The organism is Halobacillus sp. KGW1, assembly GCF_001592845.1.
GTDB lineage: Bacteria > Bacillota > Bacilli > Bacillales > Halobacillaceae > Halobacillus.
The window spans coordinates 1,504,225-1,527,927 of record NZ_LSOC01000002.1; the positions used below are offsets into that span (position 1 = coordinate 1,504,225).

At 45.7% G+C, this 23,703-nt stretch carries 21 protein-coding genes; 1 reads left to right on the plus strand and 20 read right to left on the minus strand.

Features of this window, described 5'->3' with window-relative positions; translation table 11 throughout:
- Positions 1–34 precede the first annotated feature (34 nt).
- From AXG56_RS08510 to citZ, 13 genes are all read right to left on the minus strand, one after another.
- Positions 35–1,069: a glyceraldehyde-3-phosphate dehydrogenase gene (locus AXG56_RS08510; protein ID WP_008635284.1), complete on the minus strand. Its 1,035-nt coding sequence runs from the start codon at positions 1,067–1,069 to the stop codon at positions 35–37.
- A gap of 131 nt (positions 1,070–1,200) precedes the next feature.
- On the minus strand, positions 1,201–1,800 hold the full coding sequence (coaE, locus tag AXG56_RS08515; protein ID WP_008635285.1) for a dephospho-CoA kinase: 600 nt from the start codon (positions 1,798–1,800) through the stop codon (positions 1,201–1,203).
- Positions 1,801–1,856: 56 nt separating this feature from the next.
- Positions 1,857–2,456: a sporulation membrane protein YtaF gene (gene ytaF, locus AXG56_RS08520; RefSeq protein ID WP_008635295.1), complete on the minus strand. Its 600-nt coding sequence runs from the start codon at positions 2,454–2,456 to the stop codon at positions 1,857–1,859.
- Positions 2,457–2,504: 48 nt separating this feature from the next.
- Positions 2,505–3,344 (minus strand): DNA-formamidopyrimidine glycosylase, encoded by an 840-nt coding sequence (gene mutM, locus AXG56_RS08525; protein ID WP_008635297.1) that lies wholly within the window; start codon positions 3,342–3,344, stop codon positions 2,505–2,507.
- 17 nt (positions 3,345–3,361) lie between these two features.
- Positions 3,362–6,001, minus strand: a complete 2,640-nt coding sequence (gene polA, locus AXG56_RS08530) for a DNA polymerase I (protein WP_062514010.1) — start codon at positions 5,999–6,001, stop codon at positions 3,362–3,364.
- A gap of 161 nt (positions 6,002–6,162) precedes the next feature.
- Positions 6,163–7,089, minus strand: coding sequence for a protease modulator HflC (gene hflC / locus AXG56_RS08535; protein WP_062514012.1), 927 nt, complete (start codon positions 7,087–7,089; stop codon positions 6,163–6,165).
- Positions 7,086–8,069: an FtsH protease activity modulator HflK gene (hflK, locus tag AXG56_RS08540; RefSeq protein ID WP_062514014.1), complete on the minus strand. Its 984-nt coding sequence runs from the start codon at positions 8,067–8,069 to the stop codon at positions 7,086–7,088. The genes hflC and hflK overlap by 4 nt, the downstream gene beginning before the upstream one ends.
- A gap of 196 nt (positions 8,070–8,265) precedes the next feature.
- A complete protein-coding gene (pnpS, locus tag AXG56_RS08545; RefSeq protein WP_008635303.1) occupies positions 8,266–10,020 on the minus strand; it encodes a two-component system histidine kinase PnpS in 1,755 nt (584 codons plus the stop codon).
- Positions 10,021–10,716: a response regulator transcription factor gene (locus AXG56_RS08550; RefSeq protein ID WP_008635304.1), complete on the minus strand. Its 696-nt coding sequence runs from the start codon at positions 10,714–10,716 to the stop codon at positions 10,021–10,023.
- Positions 10,717–10,910: 194 nt separating this feature from the next.
- Positions 10,911–11,387: a MaoC/PaaZ C-terminal domain-containing protein gene (locus AXG56_RS08555; RefSeq protein WP_008635316.1), complete on the minus strand. Its 477-nt coding sequence runs from the start codon at positions 11,385–11,387 to the stop codon at positions 10,911–10,913.
- Between the two features lie 76 nt (positions 11,388–11,463).
- Positions 11,464–12,402 carry a malate dehydrogenase gene (mdh, locus tag AXG56_RS08560; RefSeq protein ID WP_026577106.1) on the minus strand — a complete coding sequence of 313 codons (939 nt, stop codon included), beginning with the start codon at positions 12,400–12,402 and terminating at the stop codon, positions 11,464–11,466.
- A 25-nt stretch (positions 12,403–12,427) separates the two neighbouring features.
- Positions 12,428–13,702 carry an NADP-dependent isocitrate dehydrogenase gene (gene icd, locus AXG56_RS08565; RefSeq protein WP_008635318.1) on the minus strand — a complete coding sequence of 425 codons (1,275 nt, stop codon included), beginning with the start codon at positions 13,700–13,702 and terminating at the stop codon, positions 12,428–12,430.
- 116 nt (positions 13,703–13,818) lie between these two features.
- Positions 13,819–14,937 carry a citrate synthase gene (citZ, locus tag AXG56_RS08570; protein WP_026577105.1) on the minus strand — a complete coding sequence of 373 codons (1,119 nt, stop codon included), beginning with the start codon at positions 14,935–14,937 and terminating at the stop codon, positions 13,819–13,821.
- Positions 14,938–15,184: 247 nt separating this feature from the next.
- Between citZ and ytvI the strand changes: the two genes are divergently transcribed.
- Entirely contained in the window at positions 15,185–16,312 is a 1,128-nt protein-coding gene (gene ytvI, locus AXG56_RS08575) for a sporulation integral membrane protein YtvI (protein WP_026577104.1), read from the plus strand.
- Positions 16,313–16,397: 85 nt separating this feature from the next.
- Here the strand turns inward: ytvI and AXG56_RS08580 are convergent, their stop codons facing one another.
- The 7 genes from AXG56_RS08580 to AXG56_RS08610 form a co-directional block, all read right to left on the minus strand.
- Positions 16,398–16,790, minus strand: a complete 393-nt coding sequence (locus tag AXG56_RS08580; protein ID WP_008635321.1) for an FxsA family protein — start codon at positions 16,788–16,790, stop codon at positions 16,398–16,400.
- 105 nt (positions 16,791–16,895) lie between these two features.
- On the minus strand, positions 16,896–18,659 hold the full coding sequence (pyk, locus tag AXG56_RS08585) for a pyruvate kinase (protein ID WP_008635323.1): 1,764 nt from the start codon (positions 18,657–18,659) through the stop codon (positions 16,896–16,898).
- A 31-nt stretch (positions 18,660–18,690) separates the two neighbouring features.
- Positions 18,691–19,650 (minus strand): 6-phosphofructokinase, encoded by a 960-nt coding sequence (gene pfkA, locus AXG56_RS08590; RefSeq protein ID WP_008635324.1) that lies wholly within the window; start codon positions 19,648–19,650, stop codon positions 18,691–18,693.
- Between the two features lie 215 nt (positions 19,651–19,865).
- Positions 19,866–20,828 (minus strand): acetyl-CoA carboxylase carboxyl transferase subunit alpha, encoded by a 963-nt coding sequence (accA, locus tag AXG56_RS08595; protein ID WP_062514020.1) that lies wholly within the window; start codon positions 20,826–20,828, stop codon positions 19,866–19,868.
- Positions 20,825–21,685, minus strand: coding sequence for an acetyl-CoA carboxylase, carboxyltransferase subunit beta (accD, locus tag AXG56_RS08600; protein WP_008635329.1), 861 nt, complete (start codon positions 21,683–21,685; stop codon positions 20,825–20,827). The genes accA and accD overlap by 4 nt, the downstream gene beginning before the upstream one ends.
- Positions 21,686–21,783: 98 nt before the next feature.
- Positions 21,784–22,380 carry a FadR/GntR family transcriptional regulator gene (locus AXG56_RS08605; RefSeq protein WP_008635331.1) on the minus strand — a complete coding sequence of 199 codons (597 nt, stop codon included), beginning with the start codon at positions 22,378–22,380 and terminating at the stop codon, positions 21,784–21,786.
- 80 nt (positions 22,381–22,460) lie between these two features.
- Complete coding sequence (locus AXG56_RS08610) at positions 22,461–23,699, minus strand: NADP-dependent malic enzyme (protein WP_008635333.1); 1,239 nt, start codon at positions 23,697–23,699, stop codon at positions 22,461–22,463.
- Positions 23,700–23,703: the final 4 nt, after the last annotated feature.

Sequence of the window (23,703 nt, forward strand, 5' to 3'; positions counted from 1 at the left end):
ATACGATACATTCGGGATGCTTTCTAGTGCTTTCTCAAGACACGCGGACCGCTTTCTCCTGCTGCATCATATTCCCGACATATTTAGCAAGGTCAACAACCCGGCAGGAGTATCCCCACTCATTGTCATACCAAGCCAGCACCTTCACTTTACGCTCTTCGATCACCTGGGTGGACAATCCATCGATGATCGCAGAAGAAGGGGACGTCGTATAATCTATGGAAACGAGCGGCTCCTCATTAAATTCCAAGATTCCTTTCATTTCATACCTTGCCATACCAGCAAACGCCTCATTCACTTCTTCTCTCGTCACATCGCGTTTCACATCAACGACGAGATCAACAAGGGATACATTTGGAGTAGGCACCCGCAGCGCCATTCCGTTCAGTTTCCCCCGCATGCTCGGGATCACTTCTCCCAATGCTTTTGCAGCCCCTGTCGAAGTCGGGATAATTGACTGTGTACAGCCCCGGGCGCGGCGGAGGTCCTTATGTGGATTATCCAGGTTCTTCTGATCGTTTGTAAAAGAGTGAACAGTAGTCATCAAGCCGTTGACGATACCAAATTGGTCTTCCAATACTTTTACAACAGGAGCAAGACAGTTGGTCGTACAAGAAGCATTGGACAGGACGTGATGCTGTTCCGGTACATAACTATCTTCATTTACTCCCATAACAATCGTAGCATCTACTTCTTTACCGGGAGCTGTTATGATGACTTTTTTTGCTCCTGCTTCGATATGTTGGGACGCTTCATCCTTCGTTTTGAATTTGCCGGTAGCCTCAATGACAATATCGACACCCAGTTCATCCCACGGCAGCTCATGCGGATCTCGTGTTGAACACAAGCGAATGACCTTCCCATCGACGACAAGATTCCCTTCCGCCGCTTGGATTTTGCCTTCAAATCGACCGTGAACACTATCATATTTCAGCATATGAGCAATGGTTTCAGCTGGATAACAGGCGTTTACAGCCACCAATTCTACAGAATTATCGATGACAGCCTTTCTAAAAACCATACGGCCAATTCTTCCCAACCCATTAATGGCAATCTTTGTTTTTCCCATGTTCCAGCCCCCTATATATGATATACTTTTTAACCCTTTTCACAGAAACAGTATAACATATTGCAAGCGCTTTTACATAAAAGAGTGCATTTTTTCACAAAAAAATAACACGTCGGAATCCCGACGTGTTATTATACGATGTTCCACCTTTGAAGTATGTCTTTTAATTGGTCGAAGCTTTGCTCGACAGATCCATTATTATCAATGACCGCATCGGCAAGAGCCGCTTTTTTCTTTACCGGGATTTGGGAAGCAATTCTTGCTTCTGCATCCTCACTGGTCGACTGATCACGTTCCATCAAACGTCGGAGCTGCGTTTCTTCCTCTACATAAACGACTAACGTCTTCTCGACATAATCCGTCAGCTTGCTTTCAAAAAGTAACGGGATGTCCAATACAACAGCACGGTGTCCTTCTTCCTTATAGCATTCCCGTTGACGAACCATTTCTTTTCTCACTTCAGGGTGAACGATGCCGTTTAATTCCTTACGCTTTTCTTCATTGGAGAAGACAACGCCCCCGAGTTTCTTACGGTCAATCGTCCTGTCCTCCAACAAAATATCAGAGCCGAATGCTTCAACAATACGTGTGTATGCAGCTTCACCAGGTTCCACCACTTTCCTCGATATCACATCGGCATCTACAACCGGGATACCCAATTCTTTAAACATAGCAGAGATAGTGCTTTTACCGCTGGCTATACTGCCGGTTAATCCGATGACAACAGTCATGACACGCCCCCCTTTATGTATAGAGAAGAGACATGGCTCTCCTCTTATTCCAACACTCATGAAAGTTTAATTAAGCCGATGATAATGAGCAGGACGCCCGGCAGGATGGATATACTCTCCACTTTCTCACTTAAATGTCTGCCGCTCCATATACCGCCTGCCAGCATGAGAAACGTAGCCAGTGTAATAAACAACGACGTCATTAGTGTAGGCATCCCGATCATAGCTCCGCTTACTCCCGCTCCGATAGAGTCCAGGGACAAGGCGATACCCAAGAGAAAGACTTCTTTCCCCCGGATACCCCCGGAATGATCCACATCTGCCGCGACGGGATCATTCAGTACCTCCGCCGGCTTAAACCATGAATCATCTTCCTTCTGCGGCTTCCTCTTCTTAAAAAACTGCCAAAGAAAGAATATACCTATGAAAATCAGGGCTGATGCTCCCGTTTTCTCCGCCACTTCCGGTGAGACATAAGCGATCAGCAAATGCCCGAAATAGGAGGAGAGCAAAAACACAACACCGGACAAACAAGCGATCGATAGGACAGCTCTCTTTGCAATGGTTACTTTCTTCAAACCTAATACACAGCCGATTCCAAAGCTGTCGATGCTGACTGCTGTCACAAACAAAAAAATGAACAAACCGATACTCAAGGTAAATCACCCTCCTGCTACACAGGATATGGGTTCACAGACCTGAGGTTACTCGGAGACAACCAGCCGCTGGCAATTTGGGCATATATGGGTGCCGCGACCGCTCACCTTCCGCTTCTCAATAGGCGTCCCGCACTCCACACAATCCTCGTCCTGTTTTCCATAGACACGCAGCTTCTGTTGGAACATACCGATCTCCCCCTGGCTGTTCAAGTAGGAGCGAATGGTGGTACCCCCCTGTTCGATCGCCTCGAGAATAACAGCAATACTCGCCTCGCGTACTTTTGCAGCTTCCTCTCGTGTCAACGTGTTCGCTATTCTCTCCGGATGGACTTTGGCGCGGAAGAGTGCCTCATCCACATAAATGTTGCCGAGCCCCGCTACGATGGATTGATCCAAGAGAACGGCCTTCATGTTACGGGACGTCTTCATAAGTTTCATATAGAAGTAATCCAAAGTGAATGCTTCCTCAAATGGATCAGGTCCAAGCTGTACTAACGGCTTCACCGAAGACTCTTCCCCTTTTCGAAACGCATGCATCGTGCCAAACTTCCTCACATCGTTATAACGGAGTTCCGTGCCGTCCGTGAAGTGGAAAATGACGTGCGTATGTTTAGGCTTCTCCATCGAGGATTCATAGACACCGAATTTCCCTTCCATTCTCAGGTGGGAAACGAGAGAGAGGTCATCCAGTTGAAAAATCAAAAACTTCCCCTTTCGCTCGATATCCCTGATCGTCTGCCCTCTCAGAAGACGATCAAATTCCTTTGGATCCTGCGGATGTTTGATGATGTTCCCCCAATAGACGGATACGGAGGCGATTTCTTTTCCAATGGCGAGATGGTGGAGCGTTCTCCTGACCGTCTCTACTTCCGGTAGTTCTGGCATTCTTTCATTCTCCTCACTTACTTTGCATCGTACCAAGTATCTCCGTAAGAGGAATCCACCTTCAAAGGTACATCCAGTTCCACGGTGCTTTCCATGACGGAGGCTACTAAATCCTGCAGTTTCTCAATTTCTTCTTTCGGTGCTTCAATGATCAATTCATCATGTACCTGTAATAACACTTTCGCCTCCAGTTTTTCTTCTACGAGGCGTTTTTCCAAATCGACCATCGCCTTCTTGATGATATCGGCTGCGCTCCCCTGGATCGGGGTGTTCATAGCAGTCCGCTCGGCAAACCCGCGTTTATTGAAGTTACGACTCTTAATGTCAGGAAGGTAACGTCTCCGGTTCATGAACGTCTTCACGTACCCGGTATCCTTAGCCTCACGAACCGATTCATCCATATAGGATTTGACGCCTGGATAGGATTCGAAATATTTATCAATAAACGCCTGAGCTTCCTTCCTCGTGATGCCAAGGCTCTGAGACAAGCCGTAATCACTGATTCCATAAACGATTCCGAAATTGACCGCCTTCGCCTGTCTCCTCATATTACTCGTAACTTCTTCCGGCGCAACTCCAAACACTTCACTAGCCGTTTGTGTATGAATATCCTCGCCCCCACGGAACGCCTCAATCAACTTTTCGTCCTGGGCAATATGAGCAAGAACACGCAGTTCAATTTGGGAATAGTCACTTGCGAACATCACCCATCCTTCTTCTGAAGGGATGAAGGCCTGACGGATTTTCCGTCCTTCTGCCAGGCGGATTGGAATGTTCTGAAGGTTTGGATCCGTCGAGCTCAACCGACCTGTTTGTGTGAGAGCTTGATTAAAGCGGGTATGAATTTTGTGTGTATCCTTGTGAACAACCTTCAGAAGGCCTTCGATATAGGTCGATTTCAACTTCCTTAATTGACGATTCAACAATATTTTCGTAATGATTGGATGCTTGTCTTCCAACTGCTCCAATACATCCGCCGAAGTGGAATACCCCGTTTTCGTTTTCTTAATGACGGGAAGTTCGAGCTTTTCGAACAGAATAGGGCCGAGCTGTTTAGGCGAATTGAGGTTAAACGGCTCACCGGCAAGTTCATAAATTTCTTCCTCCACCTTGTTCAAGCGTGCCTCCAGTTCTTCTCCCATCTCTTCCAAACGACCAACATCCACACGGACACCTCTGTGTTCCATTCTGCCAAGGATCAGCGCAAGCGGCATTTCCAAATCATTGTAGAGGTTAAACTGTTCATTTTGGACGAGCTGATCCTCCATTTTACTCTTCATATGGTATAGGGCAGATGCTTTCCTGCTGATATGTTCGTAGAACGTACGATCTTCATCCGGACGCTTCAGCTTCGCACCCTTTCCGTACACTTCTTCATCATAGTTCACTTCCGCCTCCCCAAGTCTGTGTGCGACAGCCGGGATGTCGTGATTGTTCTCAGAAGGATTGATCAAATAAGAAGCTAAAAGTAAATCGAAGGTAATTCCTTTCAATTCAATTCCATACCGAAGCATCGCTACAAGCGTTCTCTTGGCATCGAACACCCATTTCTCCCGTGCGTCATCCTCAGCCCATTTTTTGAAGACCGGGGATTTAACCGCCTGCTCGAGAGTCAGGACATATTTCTTCTCCTCATTGACTATAGCAATGGCCTCTATGGGAGCCGTGTGATAATTCTCGTAAAGCATTTCCACCACAAGCGCTTCCCTGCCCGTAAACATTTCTTCTTTCAGCTCTTCTATCACTTCCACTTCTATATCGGGAAGTTCCGTCTTCGCTTCGGATTCTCCTTCTTCCCCTTGAATGCGGGAAAGCAGGGATTGAAATCCAAGGTCTTTAAAGAAGTTACTGACTGCTTGGGAGGGATATCCCTCATACGCAATATCCTTAAGACCCACTTCAATCGGCGCTTGTCTCTCAATCGTCACAAGCTGCTTACTCATGAAAGCTTCTTCCTTATTGTCCTCCAATTTTTCTTTCAGCTTCTTCCCGCTCACCTGATCTATGTTCTCATACAGGTTCTCGAGCGTTTCAAACTGCTTCAACAACTTGACCGCTGTTTTTTCACCGACACCCGGTACTCCGGGGATATTATCAGAGCTGTCTCCCATAAGCGCTTTTAAATCAATGATCTGATCAGGTCTGACCTCCATTTTGTCCAGAAGGAAAGAAGGCGTATATGTATCGACATTTGTAATCCCCTTCTTCGTAAGACGGACCGTAATCTGTTCGTTGACCAATTGCAGCAGGTCTTTGTCACCGGAAATGACTTGGACATCCATTCCCTTCTCGCCGGCTTCTGTGGCAAGCGTACCGATGATATCATCCGCCTCATAATTTTGCAGCTGGTAACTGTGAACCCCGAATGTCTCGAGCAGTTCTTTCAGTACAGGAAACTGTTCCGAGAGCTCCGGCGGTGTCTTCTGACGGCCGCCCTTGTATTCTTTATACGTAGCATGGCGGAAAGTGGTCTTCCCTGCATCAAATGCAACAAGTAAATGATCCGGTTTATCTTCTTCCAGTATTTTTAGCAGCATCGTCGTAAAACCATAGACAGCGTTCGTATAAACTCCCTTATCATTGTTCAGTAAAGGGAGAGCGAAGAATGCCCGGTAAGCTATACTATTTCCATCAATTAAAATGACCTTCTCAGCCATGAACTCACTCCTATTCTTAAAAACGGCGATCCGGGATCACAGGGGGCGACGTCATTCGTCCTGTCATCTCCATCCTATGTTACCCCATGAGCATGAATAAAACGCCTTTTTCTTCATTCTACCATGATTACAGCAGAGAAGAAAAAGACGCCACCTTCCTGTTATTCGATATAACCCTGCAAGAGATCGGTATAAGGAGAATCCTGAGGGAGAATAATCGTCGTTTCTCCATCAATTGTCGTTTCATAGGATTCAAGGGTTCGGTAGAGTCGGTAAAACTCAGGGTCTTTGGAGAAAGATTCATTGTAAACAGCCGCTGCCTGCTGCTCTCCTTCCGAACGGATTTTCTCTGCATTTGCTCTGGCTGTCGACAACATCTCCTGTACTTCCCTGTCGACTTCCGCCCTGATTCTGCTCTTATCCGCTTCCCCCTCCGACAAATACTGTTGCGCTATCTTTTCTCTGTCCGTAATCATTTGGTTGAAGACAGCTGCTTCATTCGATTCGGGAAGATCCGACCGTTTAATCCGGACGTCGTCCACGACAATTCCATAGTTGTCACGAGCCAGATATTCATTTACTTTCGATGTAATTTCATCATTGAGCACACCTCGGGAACTCTCTTCTTCGTTAATAATTTCCGAAAAGTCCATCTTTCCAAGCTCCGAGCGGACAATGGAGAAGATGAACTCACCCATTCTTGCTTCCGCACCGATTACCGTCCTGGCATTGGCAATCATTCTCTCCGGATCTTCAATGCTCCAAACGGCGTAATTGTCGATGATCATACGCTTTTTATCCAATGTGGTAATCTCTTTCTCTTCTACGTCGTACACCATCTTCTTCTTTGACAATGTCGATACTTCCTGAACGAAAGGAACCTTGAATTTGAGTCCGGGTGTTTCATGGATCTTCACAATATCACCAAATTGCCGGACTACTTTGTACTCCCCTTCCTTCGCAATAACAACAGAGCTTATTCCTGTTAAGAGAAGAAAGATGATGACAAGCAGAGCAACCCCCGCCTTCGCGTATTTCCTTATATCTCTATTCTTCGTCTTCTTTTTTTCAAATATATCGTCCGTCAAGATGCACCCTCCTCTTCAGACTGATCCGCTTCCGGACTTTGCTCCTGCTTTTTCTCCTGTTGGACAGACCCATCAAGGACCGGTTGCTGCTGTATCGGCAAATACTTCATGGTATCCCCATCGTCGTTCATAATATATACGTTCGCGTCCGGTAATACACTTTCCAACGTCTCCATGACCAGCCGGTCTTTGGTGATATTTTCGTGACTTTCATACTCCGATAATAAAGCCTCGAACCTGGAAACGGCCCCGTTTGCATTTTGGATTCGTTCTACCTTATCCCCTTCGGCACGTTGAATAATTGCATCTTTCTCCCCGAGCGCTTCCTCTCTCATCTGATTGGCATACTTCTCCGCTTCGTTGACTTTGCTTTGTTTTTGTTCTCTGGCATCTGTAACTTTCGTGAAAGCTTCTCTCACTTCTTCATTCGGCAGATCCACCTCCTGCAGACGGACATCAATGATCGAGATGCCGACATCGTATTGATCCATCAAGGAAACGAGATTTTCACGCACTTGGTTCTCAATCTCGGCTTTCCCGGAAGTAAGCGCCTCATCAATTTGGCTGCTTCCGATTACCCCTCTTAACGAAGAAGAGGTGGCATTGAAAAGTACCTGCTCCGGATCTTCGGACGCGAATAAGTACCCAGTGGGCTCGGTAATCTTCCATTGAACGACAAGGTCTGCCTGTACGATCATGTCATCCCCTGTAATCATCGTAACTTTATCTGCCTCTTCTCCATCATTAAAACCGAAGTCCAGACTGAACGTTTCCTTCGATAATTTTTCGACCTCTTGTATCGGCCACGGCATCTTGAAATGAAGTCCTGGTTCGATGACCCCTTCTTCCGCCTTACCGAAGGTTAAAACGACCGCCTGCTCCGACTCATCCACCGTGTACCACGTAGTAATAAGTACAAGAATTAATAGACATCCGGCCAGTCCGAGACCAACCCATGTATAGAACTGCTTCATACTCATCCGGAATCCCCCTCACCTATGTATATTTTAGTTACGTTTTTGTTACAAAAAGGTTTCAAAACTAGTATATTTTTACCAAAAATCACAAAAAAAAGCAGAAGCGAGGGAAGCTTCTGCTTAAAAGAGAAAACACCTTGGATGAAAGGGTTTCACTGGTATTATATCTAGATATTGTTAAAGTAATCTTATGCTTGTATTAATTTTCCGTAAACTTCTTCGGTATTTCTACATAAAAAGTCGTTCCTTCATCGACAGCACTTTCCACGCGGATATTTCCACGATGAGCTTCAATAATATGCTTCACAATGGCAAGCCCGAGACCGGTCCCCCCGGAATTTCTGCTTCTTGCTTTATCCACCCGGTAAAACCTTTCGAAAATCCGCGATATTTCCGACTCAGGAATTCCCACACCCGTATCCGATATAATTACGGTGACGGATTCCTCCTGCTCCTCCACGGAAAGTGCTACCCGGCCGCCTTCTGGTGTGTAGTTGACAGCATTGGTGATCAGATTCATAAATACTTGCTTAAGCCGGCTTGAATCACCTTCGATGAGAACTCCGTCTTTCCAATCCATAGATAAAATGTTCCCTTTTCTTCCAGCATGCTGTTCGACAATCGGACCTAAGTCCTGGAACAGCCGACCGACATCTACCTGTTCAATATTCAAGTGAAAGTCTTCGCGTTCGAGCTTAGAAAGGTCCAATAAGTCTTGGATCAAGGACTGCAGCCGGCCACTTTCCTTCAGGATAATCCTCAAAAACTGCTCCAGCATCTGCTCATCTTTCATCGCTCCATCTAAAAGGGTCTCCGAAAATCCACGAATGGATGTAATCGGAGTTTTCAGTTCATGAGAGACATTGGCTACGAAGTCCTTCCTTGTCTGTTCTAACTGCTTTAAGTCTGTTATATCATGGAAGACAAGAACGACACCCTTCCATTTCTGGTCCTCACTCAAAATTGGTGCACCGGTAACCTCCAAGTGCTTTCTGCTTATGTTAACCGGAAGAACGAAGGTCTCTCTCACGGTTTCTTCAAACATATATACACGCTGCACCGTTTCATGTATCGCCGTATATGGGATCGCATCATGGTACAGGTAGCCTACATATTGCTGTTTTTCACCACCGAAAGTTTCAAGGAACGCACGATTCTGCAAAAGAATATAGCCTTTTTCGTCTATCAGCACTAAGCCGTTCCCCATGTGATTGATAACAGCCTCCAGCTGATTTTCCTGCATGCCTTTCGTCTGGTTCACTTCTTGAAGATTGCGGGCAAGGATATTGATTGCCTGACTAAGTTCTCCCGCTTCACCGAAGTAACCTTCATATGTTCGAGCCCGGTAATCCCCTTTAGCCAGCTTTTTCGCAGCAGTAGTGGCCGCCCTTATCGGCCGAACATACTTACCAAACACATTAAATCCTATGATAAAGATGACCAAGAGGCCGAGAAACATCGTACAGCTGATCAGGAGCCATATATTCCGTGTAATGCTTGATAATGAATCGACTGGTGAAAGCAGCACGAGTGTGCCTTCCAAGTTGCTTACTTCAATAGTAGTAGGGTAGAAGAAAACATCCCCTATCAGACGACCGCTGTTGCTTATTTCTCCATTTGAAGGAACAGCTGAAAGAATCTTTTCCTTCTCCGCATTGGAAATAGAGTCTACGGCGTCAACGGTATCGATAATAATCTCCTCTGACTCATCCAGAAAGACGATGCCGGTGTCTAATTGTGAACTGAATTCTTCCAACTCATCCCGAGATACCTCACTATTTTCTGTAAAGCTCTCCAAATACGTTACAAAATAGCGGCTCTCCACTTCCACCCTGTCTTCCAGAATATTGACGAAGTATCCCCTGGTCAACTGAGCCAGCAACACGCCTAAACCGATCATGACGATGACAATTAAAATCGCATACGTCAAAAGCGGACGAGTACTGGAGGACATTTACTTCGGTTCCTCCATTTTATAGCCGAGCCCGCGGATGGTTTTAATATAGACCGGCTTTTTCGTATCCGGCTCAATTTTCTCTCTCAGATGACTCACATGGACATCAACGATCCGTGTATCTCCCGCAAAATCGTAATTCCAAACAGAACGTAACAGCTGATCTCTCGACAAAACTCTGCCCAGATTCTTAGCCAGGTGCAGAAGTAGTTCAAATTCTTTAGGTGTACACGTCAATGCTTCCCCGTTCATAGTCGCTTCGTATTGTTCAGGGTAGATTGATAAGCTGCCTACCTTTATTTCATCATATACCTGGGTTGGTGTATCCCTGTCCATCCTTCTTAAAATTGCTTTTATTCGGGCAACTACTTCCCGCGGACTGAATGGCTTCGTCAAGTAATCATCCGCCCCGAGTTCCAGTCCCAGGACTTTATCAAACTCATCATCTTTGGCCGTCAGCATAAGGATTGGTGTTTGTACCTGCTTTTGCCTCAGCTGCTTGCAAACTTCCATCCCATCCATACCCGGCAGCATGATATCCAGAACTATAAAGTCGAACGCCGTATTCGATGCTTTTTCCAAAGCTTCGGTACCGGAGTAAGCAACCTCCGTCACATAACCGGCCTGCTCTATGTTATATTTCAATAAAGTCACAATCGATTCTTCATCATCCACTATCAATATTTTTTGTTCCAAAACCCTCACCCCAACCAGCATTTTTCTTCATCATACAACGAAGTTTACATTTTGAATACAGATCCTTACAAACTTTACTTAATCTTAATATACTCTTTGACGCCTTTTATACTCAAAAAGAAAAAGCAGCCGTGTAAAGGCTGCTTTTTCTGTCTTGATGAGAATAGCAAGACACCGTTTCCTTTTTCCTATTCTCAATAAAAATTTTCTAAAGACGTGGCATTCATAGAATGTGGTTCAGAAGGGGGGCGGACGACAAGCGAACCTTTGACGACTTCCTCCCCGTCCGTATCGTATCCATTCACGTGAAGCGTTATCGCTTCGCTGCGTTTGTCGATTTCCGTAATTTCTAATTGGAAGCGTACATCCGCATAATGGTAGACCGGTTTCGGATATTCGATGGAGTGACTAAGAATGTGGCTTCCAGGCCCGGGAAGGTGCATGGAAACAATCGACGATACCATACCAAACAGCATCACAGCAGGTACAATCGGTTGTTTGAACGGTGTTTGTGAGGCATAATCGTGCTGAACATATAAAGGGTTGGCGTCGTCGGTCAAGCCGAGGTATATCAACAAATCACGGTCTTCGATAGTAAAGGCGGCATTGTAGCGCTCCCCTACTTTTAGATCCTGAAGTTTCTTTCCAAGCTTTCTCTTTTTACCAAGCATCAGCAAACCTCCTCGTAAGCGTTTTCTTTAATGGGTAAAAAAAGGATCCGAGGGTTGGCCTCGAATCCCTTTGTGTTTATTCTAATACATTCAGCACACTTTTAACAGAATCCGCAGATTTATCAAGCTGCTGCTTTTCCTCATCCGTCAGTTCAAGTTCAAGAATTTCCTCAATCCCATTTCCTCCAAGGATAGTAGGAACACCAAGGTAGATACCGTCGTATCCATACTCTCCTTCAAGGTAAGCAATGGACGGAAGAATTCTTCGCTGATCTTTCAAGATAGCTTCTGCCATTTGCACCAAGGATGCGGCTGGAGCATAATAGGCACTGCCGTTTCCGAGCAGGCCGACGATTTCTCCCCCGCCTTTGCGCGTCCGTTCAACGATGGCATCCAAGCGCTCTTTCGAAATCAATTTTTCAAGCGGAATACCTCCGGCGAAAGAATATCGAATCATCGGGACCATATCATCCCCATGACCCCCAAGGACAAAGCCGGTAATGTCCTTGATGGACACGTTCAGCTCTTCCGCTACGAATGTACGGAAACGGGCAGTATCCAGCACACCCGACTGACCAATGACCCGGTTCTTAGGAAATCCTGCTTCCTGAAAGACGGAATAAGTCATAGCATCGACCGGATTGGTCAAAACGACGATAAAGCAATCCGGGGAATGCGCCACGATTTCCTTAGTGACGCTTTTCATTATCTTGGCATTCGTGCTGACAAGATCATCACGACTCATGCCCGGTTTGCGGGCAATTCCTGCGGTGATGATAACAAGGTCAGAACCTTTCGTGTCCTCATAATTGGAGGTACCCGTAATGTCGGCATCAAACCCCTGAACCGGACTGGCTTCCAGCATATCCAACGCTTTTCCTTTCGTCGGATCTTCCATATCGGGGATATCCACGATGACGACATCACCCAGTTCTTTCTGCGCGAGCATCAAGGCTGTCGTCGCGCCGGTGAATCCCGCACCTATCACAGATATTTTATTTCTACGAATGGCCATAACGATCCCCTTCCTTTATGAGAGATTAACCCATATTCTTGATAAGCTCATCACCAAATGCAGAGCACTTCACTTCTGTAGCGCCATCCATCATACGTGCAAAGTCATACGTGACAACTTTGCTTGCAATCGTCTTATCCATAGACTTGGTAATCAAATCAGCCGCTTCTCTCCAGCCAAGGTGCTCAAGCATAAGAACACCAGACAGGATGACAGAAGACGGGTTCACTTTGTCCAAACCGGCATACTTAGGGGCTGTCCCGTGAGTCGCTTCAAAAATAGCATGTCCTGTTTCGAAGTTGATATTAGCTCCAGGTGCGATTCCGATACCGCCAACCTGAGCAGCAAGTGCATCAGAGATGTAGTCACCGTTCAAGTTCATAGTCGCTACGACATCAAACTCTTTCGGACGCGTAAGGATCTGCTGAAGGAAGATGTCTGCAATGGCATCTTTCACAATGATTTTACCTTCTGCTTCGGCAGCTTCCTGGGCTTTGTTGGCAGCTTCTTTGCCATCTTTCTCCACAATACGGTCATACTCAGCCCAAGTGAATACTTTATCAGCATACTCTTCTTCTGCTACTTCGTATCCCCAAGCTTTAAATGCACCTTCTGTGAACTTCATGATGTTTCCTTTGTGCACAAGTGTGACGCTCTTACGTCCTTCGTTCAATGCATAATCAATCGCTGCACGGACCAGACGCTTCGTACCTTCTTCCGATACCGGCTTGATACCGATTCCGGACGTTTCAGGGAAACGAATTTTATGTACACCCATCTCATTCTGAAGGAATTCGATGACTTTCTTCACTTCTGGAGAACCTTTCTGCCATTCAATTCCTGCATAAATATCTTCCGTATTTTCACGGAAAATAGCCATGTCTGTATCTTCCGGACGTTTCACTGGAGATGGTACTCCTTCAAAGTAGCGGACAGGGCGAAGACATGTGAATAAATCAAGTTCTTGACGAAGTGCTACGTTCAAGGAACGGATTCCGCCTCCGATTGGTGTAGTTAATGGACCTTTAATGGCAATTTTATAATCACGAATCGTTTCCAGCGTTTCAGCAGGAAGCCATTCGCCCGTGTTATCAAATGCTTTCTGACCAGCAAGAACTTCTTTCCATTCAATAGACTTCTCACCGTTGTACGCTTTATCTACTGCAGCTTCAATTACACGGCTGGCTGCTGCCCAAATATCCGGTCCGATGCCGTCTCCTTCGATGAATGGGATTACTGGTGTGTTTGGTACGTTCAAAGTTCCGTCTTGTTCTACTGAAATTTTTTGTGCTTGTGTCAAAATAAACCCTCCTAAAAATTTGTAACAATTTATGGATGGATCATCCATTTCTATCATACGTTAAATTAAGTTGAATAAAAAGTAGCGGGAGGCCGGTATTTAACCGGCATGCCTGATTATCTCTCTGCAATCGGAGTGTACGTTTGTCCTTTAGGACCGGTATATTCCGCGCGAGGACGGATCAAGCGGTTGTTGGAGTATTGCTCCAAAATATGTGCAAGCCATCCGGATACACGGCTTACAGCAAAGATCGGTGTGAAGATATCATGATCGATACCGAGGCTGTGGTAGACAGATGCAGAGTAAAAGTCTACGTTTGCAGGCAGGCCTTTGTTCTCCTTGATATATTCTTCAATTTTAATAGACATGTCATAGTATTTGGATTGACCGGTCAATTCAGTTAATTCCCGGGACATTTCCTTCAAATGTTTGGCACGAGGGTCTCCGGAGCGATACACGCGGTGTCCCATACCCATGATCTTTTCTTTGTTGGCAAGCTTCTCTTCAATGGCAGGAATGGCATTCTCAACACTGCCGATCTCTGTAAGCATCTTCATGACACGCTCGTTAGCTCCGCCGTGAAGAGGACCTTTAAGTGCACCAATGGCAGCTGTTACGCCTGAATAAACATCAGAGAGAGTAGCCACACACACTCGTGCAGTGAAAGTGGACGCGTTCAATTCATGGTCGGCATGAAGCACCAACGCTTTATTAAATGCGGTAACTTCCAACTCCTCGGGTTCTTTTGCGTTCAGCATATAAAGAAAGTTCCCTGCAAAACTGAGGTCTTTTCTAGGGGAGACAGGTTCCTGGCCGTTACGGATGCGTGAGAACGCGGTCACGACTGTAGGGATTCTTGCCTGGAGGCGGAGCGCTTTACGATTGTTCGCTTCCTCTTCCATGACGTCAGATTCAGGATCGAATAGTCCAAGCATCGATACAGCAGTACGAAGAGCTGCCATAGGATGAACCGTTGATAGATCATACGATTTAAGATGGTCAACGATCTCGGATGGAATATCCATGTTAGAGATCAGTTCTGATTTAAATGCATCTAATTCTTCTTGTTTCGGAAGCTTTTTGTTCCAAAGAAGATAAATAACTTCTTCAAAGCTGGAGTTATTCGCTAAATCATCGATATCATAGCCGACGTATGTCAACTTATCATCGATGATGGAACTGATGGAAGATTCCGTTGCGGTAATTCCTTCAAGACCTTTGGTTGATGATGACATATAATCTCTCCTTTTAAAAAAATTCCACTTGTCGAAAAGACAAGAAAACGCTTAAATTACTGTTGTCCCCTATGATTGGAAATCAACCCCAAGGCTAATTATAAAGTATTCTGAAGAGAATGTGAATTGAAACCGTTTAATTTGAAGGAATTTATCGAAATTTTATTCTTCATTTTATGGATAATTATGTAACAAAAAGGCTGAATTCCTCTGTATAACGGGTGTAGAGGAAGATTTAGGGAAAGGAGTGTTTTCTATTCGAAATCAGACTTTTCTCCTTGGTTTTATCCGATTCATCGTCGTCCTTCTTCTTGCTTCCGGGTTTGTGTACGTGACAACTTTCGTCTGGACATACTTATACCCCTTCCTGTTTGCAGTCCTGCTGTCCATAATACTACGCCCGTTCATCCTTCTCCTTCAAAGGAGACTTAGATTACCACGTGCTGCAGCGGTTCTGATTGTACTTGCCCTTGTAGGAAGTTTAGCGGCAAGCCTTGTTGCCTTGGTCATCGCCGAATTGATTAAAGGGATGCAGTACATCGCAGCCGGATTGCCGGAGTATTTCCATTTATTCTCTACTTATCTGACAGGCAAAGCCGTTCAATTATCCAAACAAATCATCGGTTCCTTCGAATCCCTTACCGGAAATTTGAATATGGATCAGCAGTTGAGTTTGAATACCTACTTGGATACCGTTCAGGAAAAGGTTACAGAGGGAGGGTTGACGGTCCTTAATGAGATTTTGGAAAGCCTGGGCGTATTATTAACAAGTCTCCCCACCTCTATCGCCATGGTCTTTATTACGTTTCTGGCAACTTTCTTCTTATGTAAAGATTGGGAAACCATCAGAACAGCTGTCTATACATGTACCCCCCCGGTACTCACCGCCAAGGCCTTTGCTTTTCGTAAAGAGTGGCACTATACTTGGACCGGGCTGATCAAAGCTCAATGTACACTTGTCCTAATATCGTCTGTTCTCACAGGTATTGGACTAACCATCATCGGTGCTCCCTATGTTTTACCGATTACAATCTTCACTGCTTTTGTAGACTTCATTCCTTACATTGGTACAGGTGTCGTTTTTCTCCCTTGGATCATCTTTCAGTTCTTCACAGGTTCCTATGGAATGACCATCGGTTTGATCATTGTCTACATGGTGGTCATTATTACAAGACAGGTACTTGAGCCGAAGCTCCTCGGCGATCACTTCGGCGTGCCTCCCATAATTTTATTAGCTGCGATGTTCACAGGTTTCCAACTCTTTGGAGGGTATGGAATCATATTGAGTCCGCTGGTTCTAATGATCGTACAGACCTTGAATAAAACAGGACTGACTAAGGAAATAACCGCATTCATTAAAGGAGATAGACCTTGAATTTTTTCTTATAAAAAAACGGACGCCGGCAGCTTCTAAAAACACACTGCACAAACGTCCGAATATATATTTCAAAACTATGCTGTTATCGTCTGTATATCGTTACGGTACCTTTTTGAAGTGCTTTTTGAATCGCACCTCGGATGATGTGCTTGATCGGCCCTCTCGTCACGGGAAGCAGTAGACCGAAACCTGCTGCATCCGTAATAAAGCCGGGCGTTAACAAAAAAGCTGCGCCGATAAGAATACAAGCCCCGTCTAACAAGGCATCCTGAGGCATCTGACCTCTCGACATGGAAGTCTGGACGTTCCGGATCGTTTCAAGGCCCTGCTTTCTTGCAAGCCAGGCCCCAACGACACCTGTAGAGATGATAAGCAGAATGATCCACCAAGGTCCGATATAGCTGCCTGCCCAAACGAATAATCCGATTTCCAGTGCAGGAACAATTATTATTAATAGAAATAACCAACGAAACATAGGATCCTTCCCTTCTTCCCGACTTATACTTCTATTATACCGGGAATGATCTCCTCTATAAAAAGAAAAGGCAGAGAAGGTGTCTTCTCTGCCTTTATCTTCCTTTTACAGGACGCTTGCATGTCCTTCGTAAATGTCCCCGCGGGAACTGTCAATTGTAATATCAGAGCCATCTTTGATGATGTTCAATGCGTCTTGAACACCAACGATGACAGGAATGCCCAAGCTCAAGCCGACAACCGCTGCATGGGAAGTCAAACCACCTTCAAGGGTAACGATTCCTGCTGCTTTTTCTATAGCAGGCATCATATCTTTATCTGTACCATGAGTAACGAGGATATCGCCGTCTTCTACACGATCCAAAGCTTCTTTGGCATTGTTGGCTACGACAGCACGGCCATAGGCACTTTTCTGTCCTACACCCTGCCCTTTGACGAGAACGTCACCGATAACATGAACCTTCATCAAGTTCGTCGTACCACTTTCACCAACAGGCACACCGCCGGTGATGACAACGCGATCTCCGCGAGATGCAAGACCGGAGGCCAGGCTGTTTTCAACAGCTACATCAAGCATTTCGTCTGTGGAATAAGCACGGGATCCCATGACGCCATACACGCCCCAGACAAGAGATAGCTTACGGTGTACTTTTTCATCAGAAGTAATGGCTACAATCGGTGCTTTCGGACGGTATTTAGAAATCATACGAGCAGTATGGCCACTCTCCGTCGGTGTGACGATTGCAGCTGCATCCAAATTAATGGCTGTGTGTGTAACCGACTGACTGATCGCATCCGTGATCGTCATGTCACTGTGCTTGGAACGCTCTTGAAGCAGTTGGAAATGGTTAAGCGCCGTTTCCGTTTTGCTTGCGATATTGTGCATCGTCTGCACAGCTTCTACAGGGTAGTCACCGGCAGCTGTTTCGCCAGAAAGCATGATTGCATCCGTACCATCGAAAATGGCGTTAGCTACGTCAGAAGCTTCTGCACGTGTCGGGCGAGGGTTACGCTGCATAGAGTCAAGCATTTGAGTAGCTGTAATGACTGGTTTACCTGCTTCATTACACTTACGAATCAGCTGTTTCTGTACAAGTGGAACATCTTCGGCTGGAATTTCCACACCTAAATCTCCACGCGCAACCATCAGACCGTCACTGACTTCAAGAATATCGTCGATGTTGTCAACACCTTCCTGGTTTTCGATCTTAGGAATGATTTGAATATGAGAAGCATCGTGCTTTTCAAGAAGCTCTCTGATTTCCAGTACGTCGGAAGCACGACGCACGAAGGATGCCGCAATAAAATCTACACCCTGCTGAATTCCAAATTCGATGTCATTAGCATCTTTTTCTGTAATTCCTGGAAGATTCACGCTGACATTCGGAACGTTTACGCCTTTTTTATTTTTAAGAAGCCCGTTGTTAAGGACAGTCGTCTTAATTTCATTGTTTTCTTTATCTATTTCTTCTACCTCTAGTTCTACCAGTCCATCATCCAAAAGGATTTTGGAACCAGGGTGAACATCGTTGATCAAGCCTGTATAAGTGACGGAAAAGCGCTCTGCATCGCCCTCAATATCCTCCATCGTCACGTAGACCGTCGCACCTTTCTCAAGGTATGCTTCGCCATCTTTAAGCGTACGGGTACGAATTTCAGGACCTTTCGTATCCAATAGGATCGCTACTGTTTTGCCTGTAGCTTTGGAAGCTTCACGGATGTTGATGATTCGTGCTCCGTGCTCATCAAAGTCACCGTGTGAAAAATTCAGACGGGCGACGTTCATACCTGCTTCCATAAGCTGAGTTAATTTCTCTACTGATTCCGATGCAGGACCGATCGTACTAACGATTTTGGTTTTTCTAAACATATTTATTTCCTCCTCAGATGCCTCTTGCAAATTATATAGATAGTTCTTTGGAAAGGCGGTACATATCCATGTCGATAACGTGCTTTTGACCTAAGATATCTACGATATCATGATCGACCAATTGGTTCTTTTGAATACCTACCATGCGGCCTGCTTTTCCTTGAAGAAGCAGATCGACAGCGTACGCCCCCAGACGACTGGCAAGAACACGGTCGGCAGCACTTGGTGCTCCTCCACGCTGCGTATGTCCAAGAACGGTCACTCGGGTCTCGAGATCGGCAGCTTCATCAATTCGTTTACCGAACTCCATTCCGCTTCCTACTCCTTCAGCCAGCAGAATGATGGAGTGTTTCTTGCCCCGCTCATGTCCACGCTTAAGACGATCGATAACATCATCGAATTCATCCTCCACTTCGGGAATAAGAATACTTTCCGCTCCGTCGGCAAGACCAGCCCAAAGGGCAAGATCTCCGGCGTCACGGCCCATGACTTCGATTACATACGTACGCTCGTGAGAAGTCGCTGTATCACGAATTTTGTCAATTGCGTCGATAATCGTATTCAGAGCCGTGTCAAAACCAATAGTAAAATCCGTTCCCGGAATATCATTATCGATTGTCCCAGGCACACCGATGCAAGGATATCCTTTTTCGGTTAATTTTTTTGCCCCCATAAAGGTACCATCACCACCGATAGCTATCAAGCCCTCAATGCCATGTTTCTTCAATTGCTCAATACCTTTCAATTGGCCTTCTTCTGTCTTAAACTCTTCACATCGGGCAGAGTACAGTTTCGTTCCACCACGTTGGATGATGTCTCCGACCGAACCGAGTTCCATCTTCTCGATGTCTCCATCAATCAGGCCCTGGTAGCCGTATTTGATGCCGTACACTTCTACTTCGTGGTAGATAGCTTTCCTTACGACCGCCCTGATCGCGGCGTTCATACCGGGAGCATCTCCTCCACTGGTAAGCACTCCAATTCTCTTCATTCTTTCATCACCTCAAAAGTTCTTAGTTCTGTCCATAAACGCACATGGAAGGAAACATCCGTCCAAACGGACATGCACAGGCTATCCTCTAGTCTATACAACTGATTGGATCATCAACAATCCGACCATATGGTAACGTTACCATTCAGTTAAGATGTGAAAAGCCGCACATACGTGCGACCTTTTACATACGGACATGTTTTTCAACCATATCATTATAAATCAAGATGAGTGTAATCGCCAATATTTTTATACTTCACAAATCTTTCCTCCAGCAGATCTTCTTCCGATTTTCTGGATAGCTCCTCCAGCTCTTGCTTGAGGACGGCTTTAATTTGCTCTGCTTGTGCAGGAATGTCACGATGGGCTCCACCCCTGACTTCCGGAACAACACCATCAATCACTTCTAATTTCTTCAAATCATAGGAGGTAATTTTCATGGATTCAGCTGCTTCCTGAGCGAGACCCGAATCCTTCCAAAGAATAGAAGAAGCGCCTTCTGGAGAAATAACGGAATAAGTAGAGTTCTCAAGCATGAAGATACGGTCACCAATTCCAAGCCCAAGTGCTCCACCGCTTCCACCTTCTCCGATGACGACACAGATGATTGGGACAGTGAAACCTGCCATTTCCATCAAGTTCCTGGCAATGGCTTCGCTCTGACCGCGCTCTTCCGCTGCTTTACCGGGATAAGCACCTTTTGTATCAATGAAAGTAATGATCGGACGGTGGAATTTATCCGCCTGTTTCATTAAGCGAAGCGCTTTACGGTAGCCTTCCGGATGCGGCATTCCGAAGTTGCGGTAGATATTCTCTTTCGTGTCCTTCCCGCGCTGGTGGCCGATTACCGTTACGGGTGTCCCATCAAATTTGGCGATCCCACCAACGATGGCCGCATCGTCTCCATACGTACGATCCCCGTGCAGCTCGATGAAGTCTGTAAACAAATGATCTATATAATCTGTCGTCGTCGGGCGCTCCGGATGACGGGCCATTTGGACACGGTCCCAGGGAGCCATGCGATCATAAACGTCGCTTTCCAACTTCTCCAGCCGCTGTTCAAGTGTATCGATTTCATCGGTCAGATCCATTTCGCTGTTCTCCGTAAGACGTTTCAGTTCAGCGATTTTTTCTCTTAATTCAATAACGGGTTTTTCAAATTCTAAAACGTGCTTCACGATTCTTCGCCTCCTGCAGAATGGATGTCCAACACAGTTGTCAGTGTTTTCCTTAAATCGTGACGGTGCACGACCTTATCCAACTGGCCATGTTCCAACAGGAATTCTGCTGTTTGGAAATCTTCCGGAAGTTTTTCCCGTATCGTCTGCTCAATAATTCTTCTGCCGGCGAAACCAATTAAGGCTCCCGGTTCTGCAAAATTATAGTCTCCGAGGGAGGCAAAACTTGCAGAAACACCACCAGTAGTCGGGTGAGTCATGACGGATATGAATAAACCTCCATCTTTATGAAGCCGCTGAAGGGCTACTGAAGTTTTCCCCATCTGCATCAGGCTTAAAACGCCTTCCTGCATTCGAGCTCCACCGGATGCCGTAAATATGACGAAAGGAATTTTTTCTTTCCGTGCCTGCTCAATGGCATTCGTTATCTTTTCACCGACGACAGAACCCATGCTTCCCATTCGGAAACGGGAGTCCATGACCGCCACAGCTGTATGGAAACCGTTAACGGATGCTTTACCGGTGACTACCGCTTCATTAAGATCGGATTTTTTGCGGTCTTTTTCCAATTTATCTTCATACTCAGGGAACCCTAAAGGGTTATTGGATATCATATGCTTGTCCCATTCAACAAAACTTCCTTCATCAAACAAATGCTCAATTCTTTCATAAGCACTGATACGGTGATGATGGTCACAGTGTGGACAAACGTTCATATTTCGATTCAGTTCTTTTCTGTAGAAGATCTTCTGGCAGTTTGGACATTTCTGCATCAGACCTTCCGGTACATCCTGCTTTGCTTCCTGTCTGGGAATGGATGCGTATCTTTTTTTCTTGCTGAATATATCTCGTAGCAAGGTGATTCCTCCTTTGGGACAAAGCTTCCTCTTTACAATATACTGAAAGTCCCTTACGTAATATCACTGATTCTGTCGAAGGGAGTTCGACAAAATCATTACCTGAATAACTTAAGAATTTCTAAGGTGTCTTTACTCCGGAGAGCCTTAAGCAGGGCCAGGTACCAATCTTCCTTGAAATGCAGGTCATGGACCGTTCGGGTGAATCCGGAAATGAATTGCCACATGGAAAGCAGCAGCGGATGTTCACACCTTTCAAACAAATAAAGGAACAGAGCTTGATGGCGGGTTTCCAGGGATTGTATGTTCAAAATTTCTTCCATCTCAGCATAATGAATATGTGTAAGCCTGTCCTTCACGAGACATAACACTTCTTTCTCCAGCATCTGCTTCGCTGTAACGAGTTCATCTTTCGTTCTCGTCTCATTGAGTAAAAAATTGGATAATAGCTCTACCATATGATAAGGACGATAAGCTCTCATGAACGTGCCTTCGCCGCGTCTGGTTTCAATCAACCCAAGGAGCTCCATCGCCCGGAAAGCTTCTCTGATCGAAGACCTTCCTACATGGAGTTGTTCGCTTAACTCCCGTTCAGACGGCAACTTATCTCCGGGGCCCAGTTTATGCTCTTCGATGTAGGTTCTCAACTGATGAAGGACACCTTCGTAGACTTTTCCATGCTGCACTCGGGTCACGTTTCACGAACACCTCTCTTTAGCTTTCCCTTAGAATTCTATGTAACAGGAGAAAAGTTTACACTTTTCTCCTGTCCAAATCAATCTTCGTCTATTAAGGTGAGTTGTCTCGTCTTGTCTGCCACCTCTTCAGGATCGACGTGATGACGGGCTACACCGGACTCCATTGCCGCCTTCGCAACAGCTGCAGCAACAGCCGGGGCAACACGCGGATCGAATGGGGCAGGGATGACGTAGTCTTCACTTAATTCATCTTCACTGACAAGGGAAGCAATGGCTTCCACAGCGGCAATCTTCATCTTCTCGTTAATTCTTGTAGCTCGCACATCCAAAGCTCCACGGAAGATTCCCGGGAAGGCCAGCACATTGTTCACCTGGTTAGGGAAATCGGAACGGCCAGTCCCGATGACACGGGCCCCGGCTTCTTTGGCATCCTCCGGCATAATTTCCGGATCAGGGTTCGCCATTGCAAAAATGATGGCATCATCATTCATACGAGAGACCATCTCTTTAGACAACAGTCCGCCAACAGATACACCAATAAACACATCGGCATCTTCCATCACTTCTTCAAGACTGCCGTCCATACGATCTTTATTCGTAATCTTAGCAATTTCATCTTTCACATCATTCATACCGTACTCACGGCCTTCATATACCGCGCCTTTAGAATCACACATAATGATATCGCGCACACCGAAATGGTAAAGCAGTTTAATAATAGCTATTCCGGCGGCTCCTGCACCATTAGCAATCACCTTGATGTCAGAGAACTTCTTGCCGGTGATTTTCAGAGCATTCACCAGTCCGGCAACGGTAACGATGGCAGTGCCGTGCTGGTCATCATGGAAAATCGGGATATTGGTTTCTTTCTTAAGACGATCTTCAATAATGAAACAGTTCGGAGCAGCTATATCTTCAAGGTTGACGCCTCCGAATGTCGGTTCCATAAGCTTAACCGTCTGCACGATTTCATCAATATCGTTCGTACTTAGACATATAGGGAACGCATCTACTCCCGCGAAGCTTTTAAATAATGCAGCTTTCCCTTCCATGACAGGAAGAGATGCTTCTGCCCCGATATTCCCCAATCCGAGCACCGCTGAACCGTCACTTACGACAGCCACCATATTCCCCTTCATGGTATAGTCATAAACTGTTTCCTTATGGTCGTAAATTTCCTTACAAGGTTCTGCTACCCCTGGAGAATACGCCAGGCTTAAGTCTTTGGAATTTCTTACAGGTACTTTAGAAGTGGTTTCCAGCTTCCCTTTGTTTACACGGTGTATATGCAGTGCTTCATCTCGCAAATTTGACACGTCG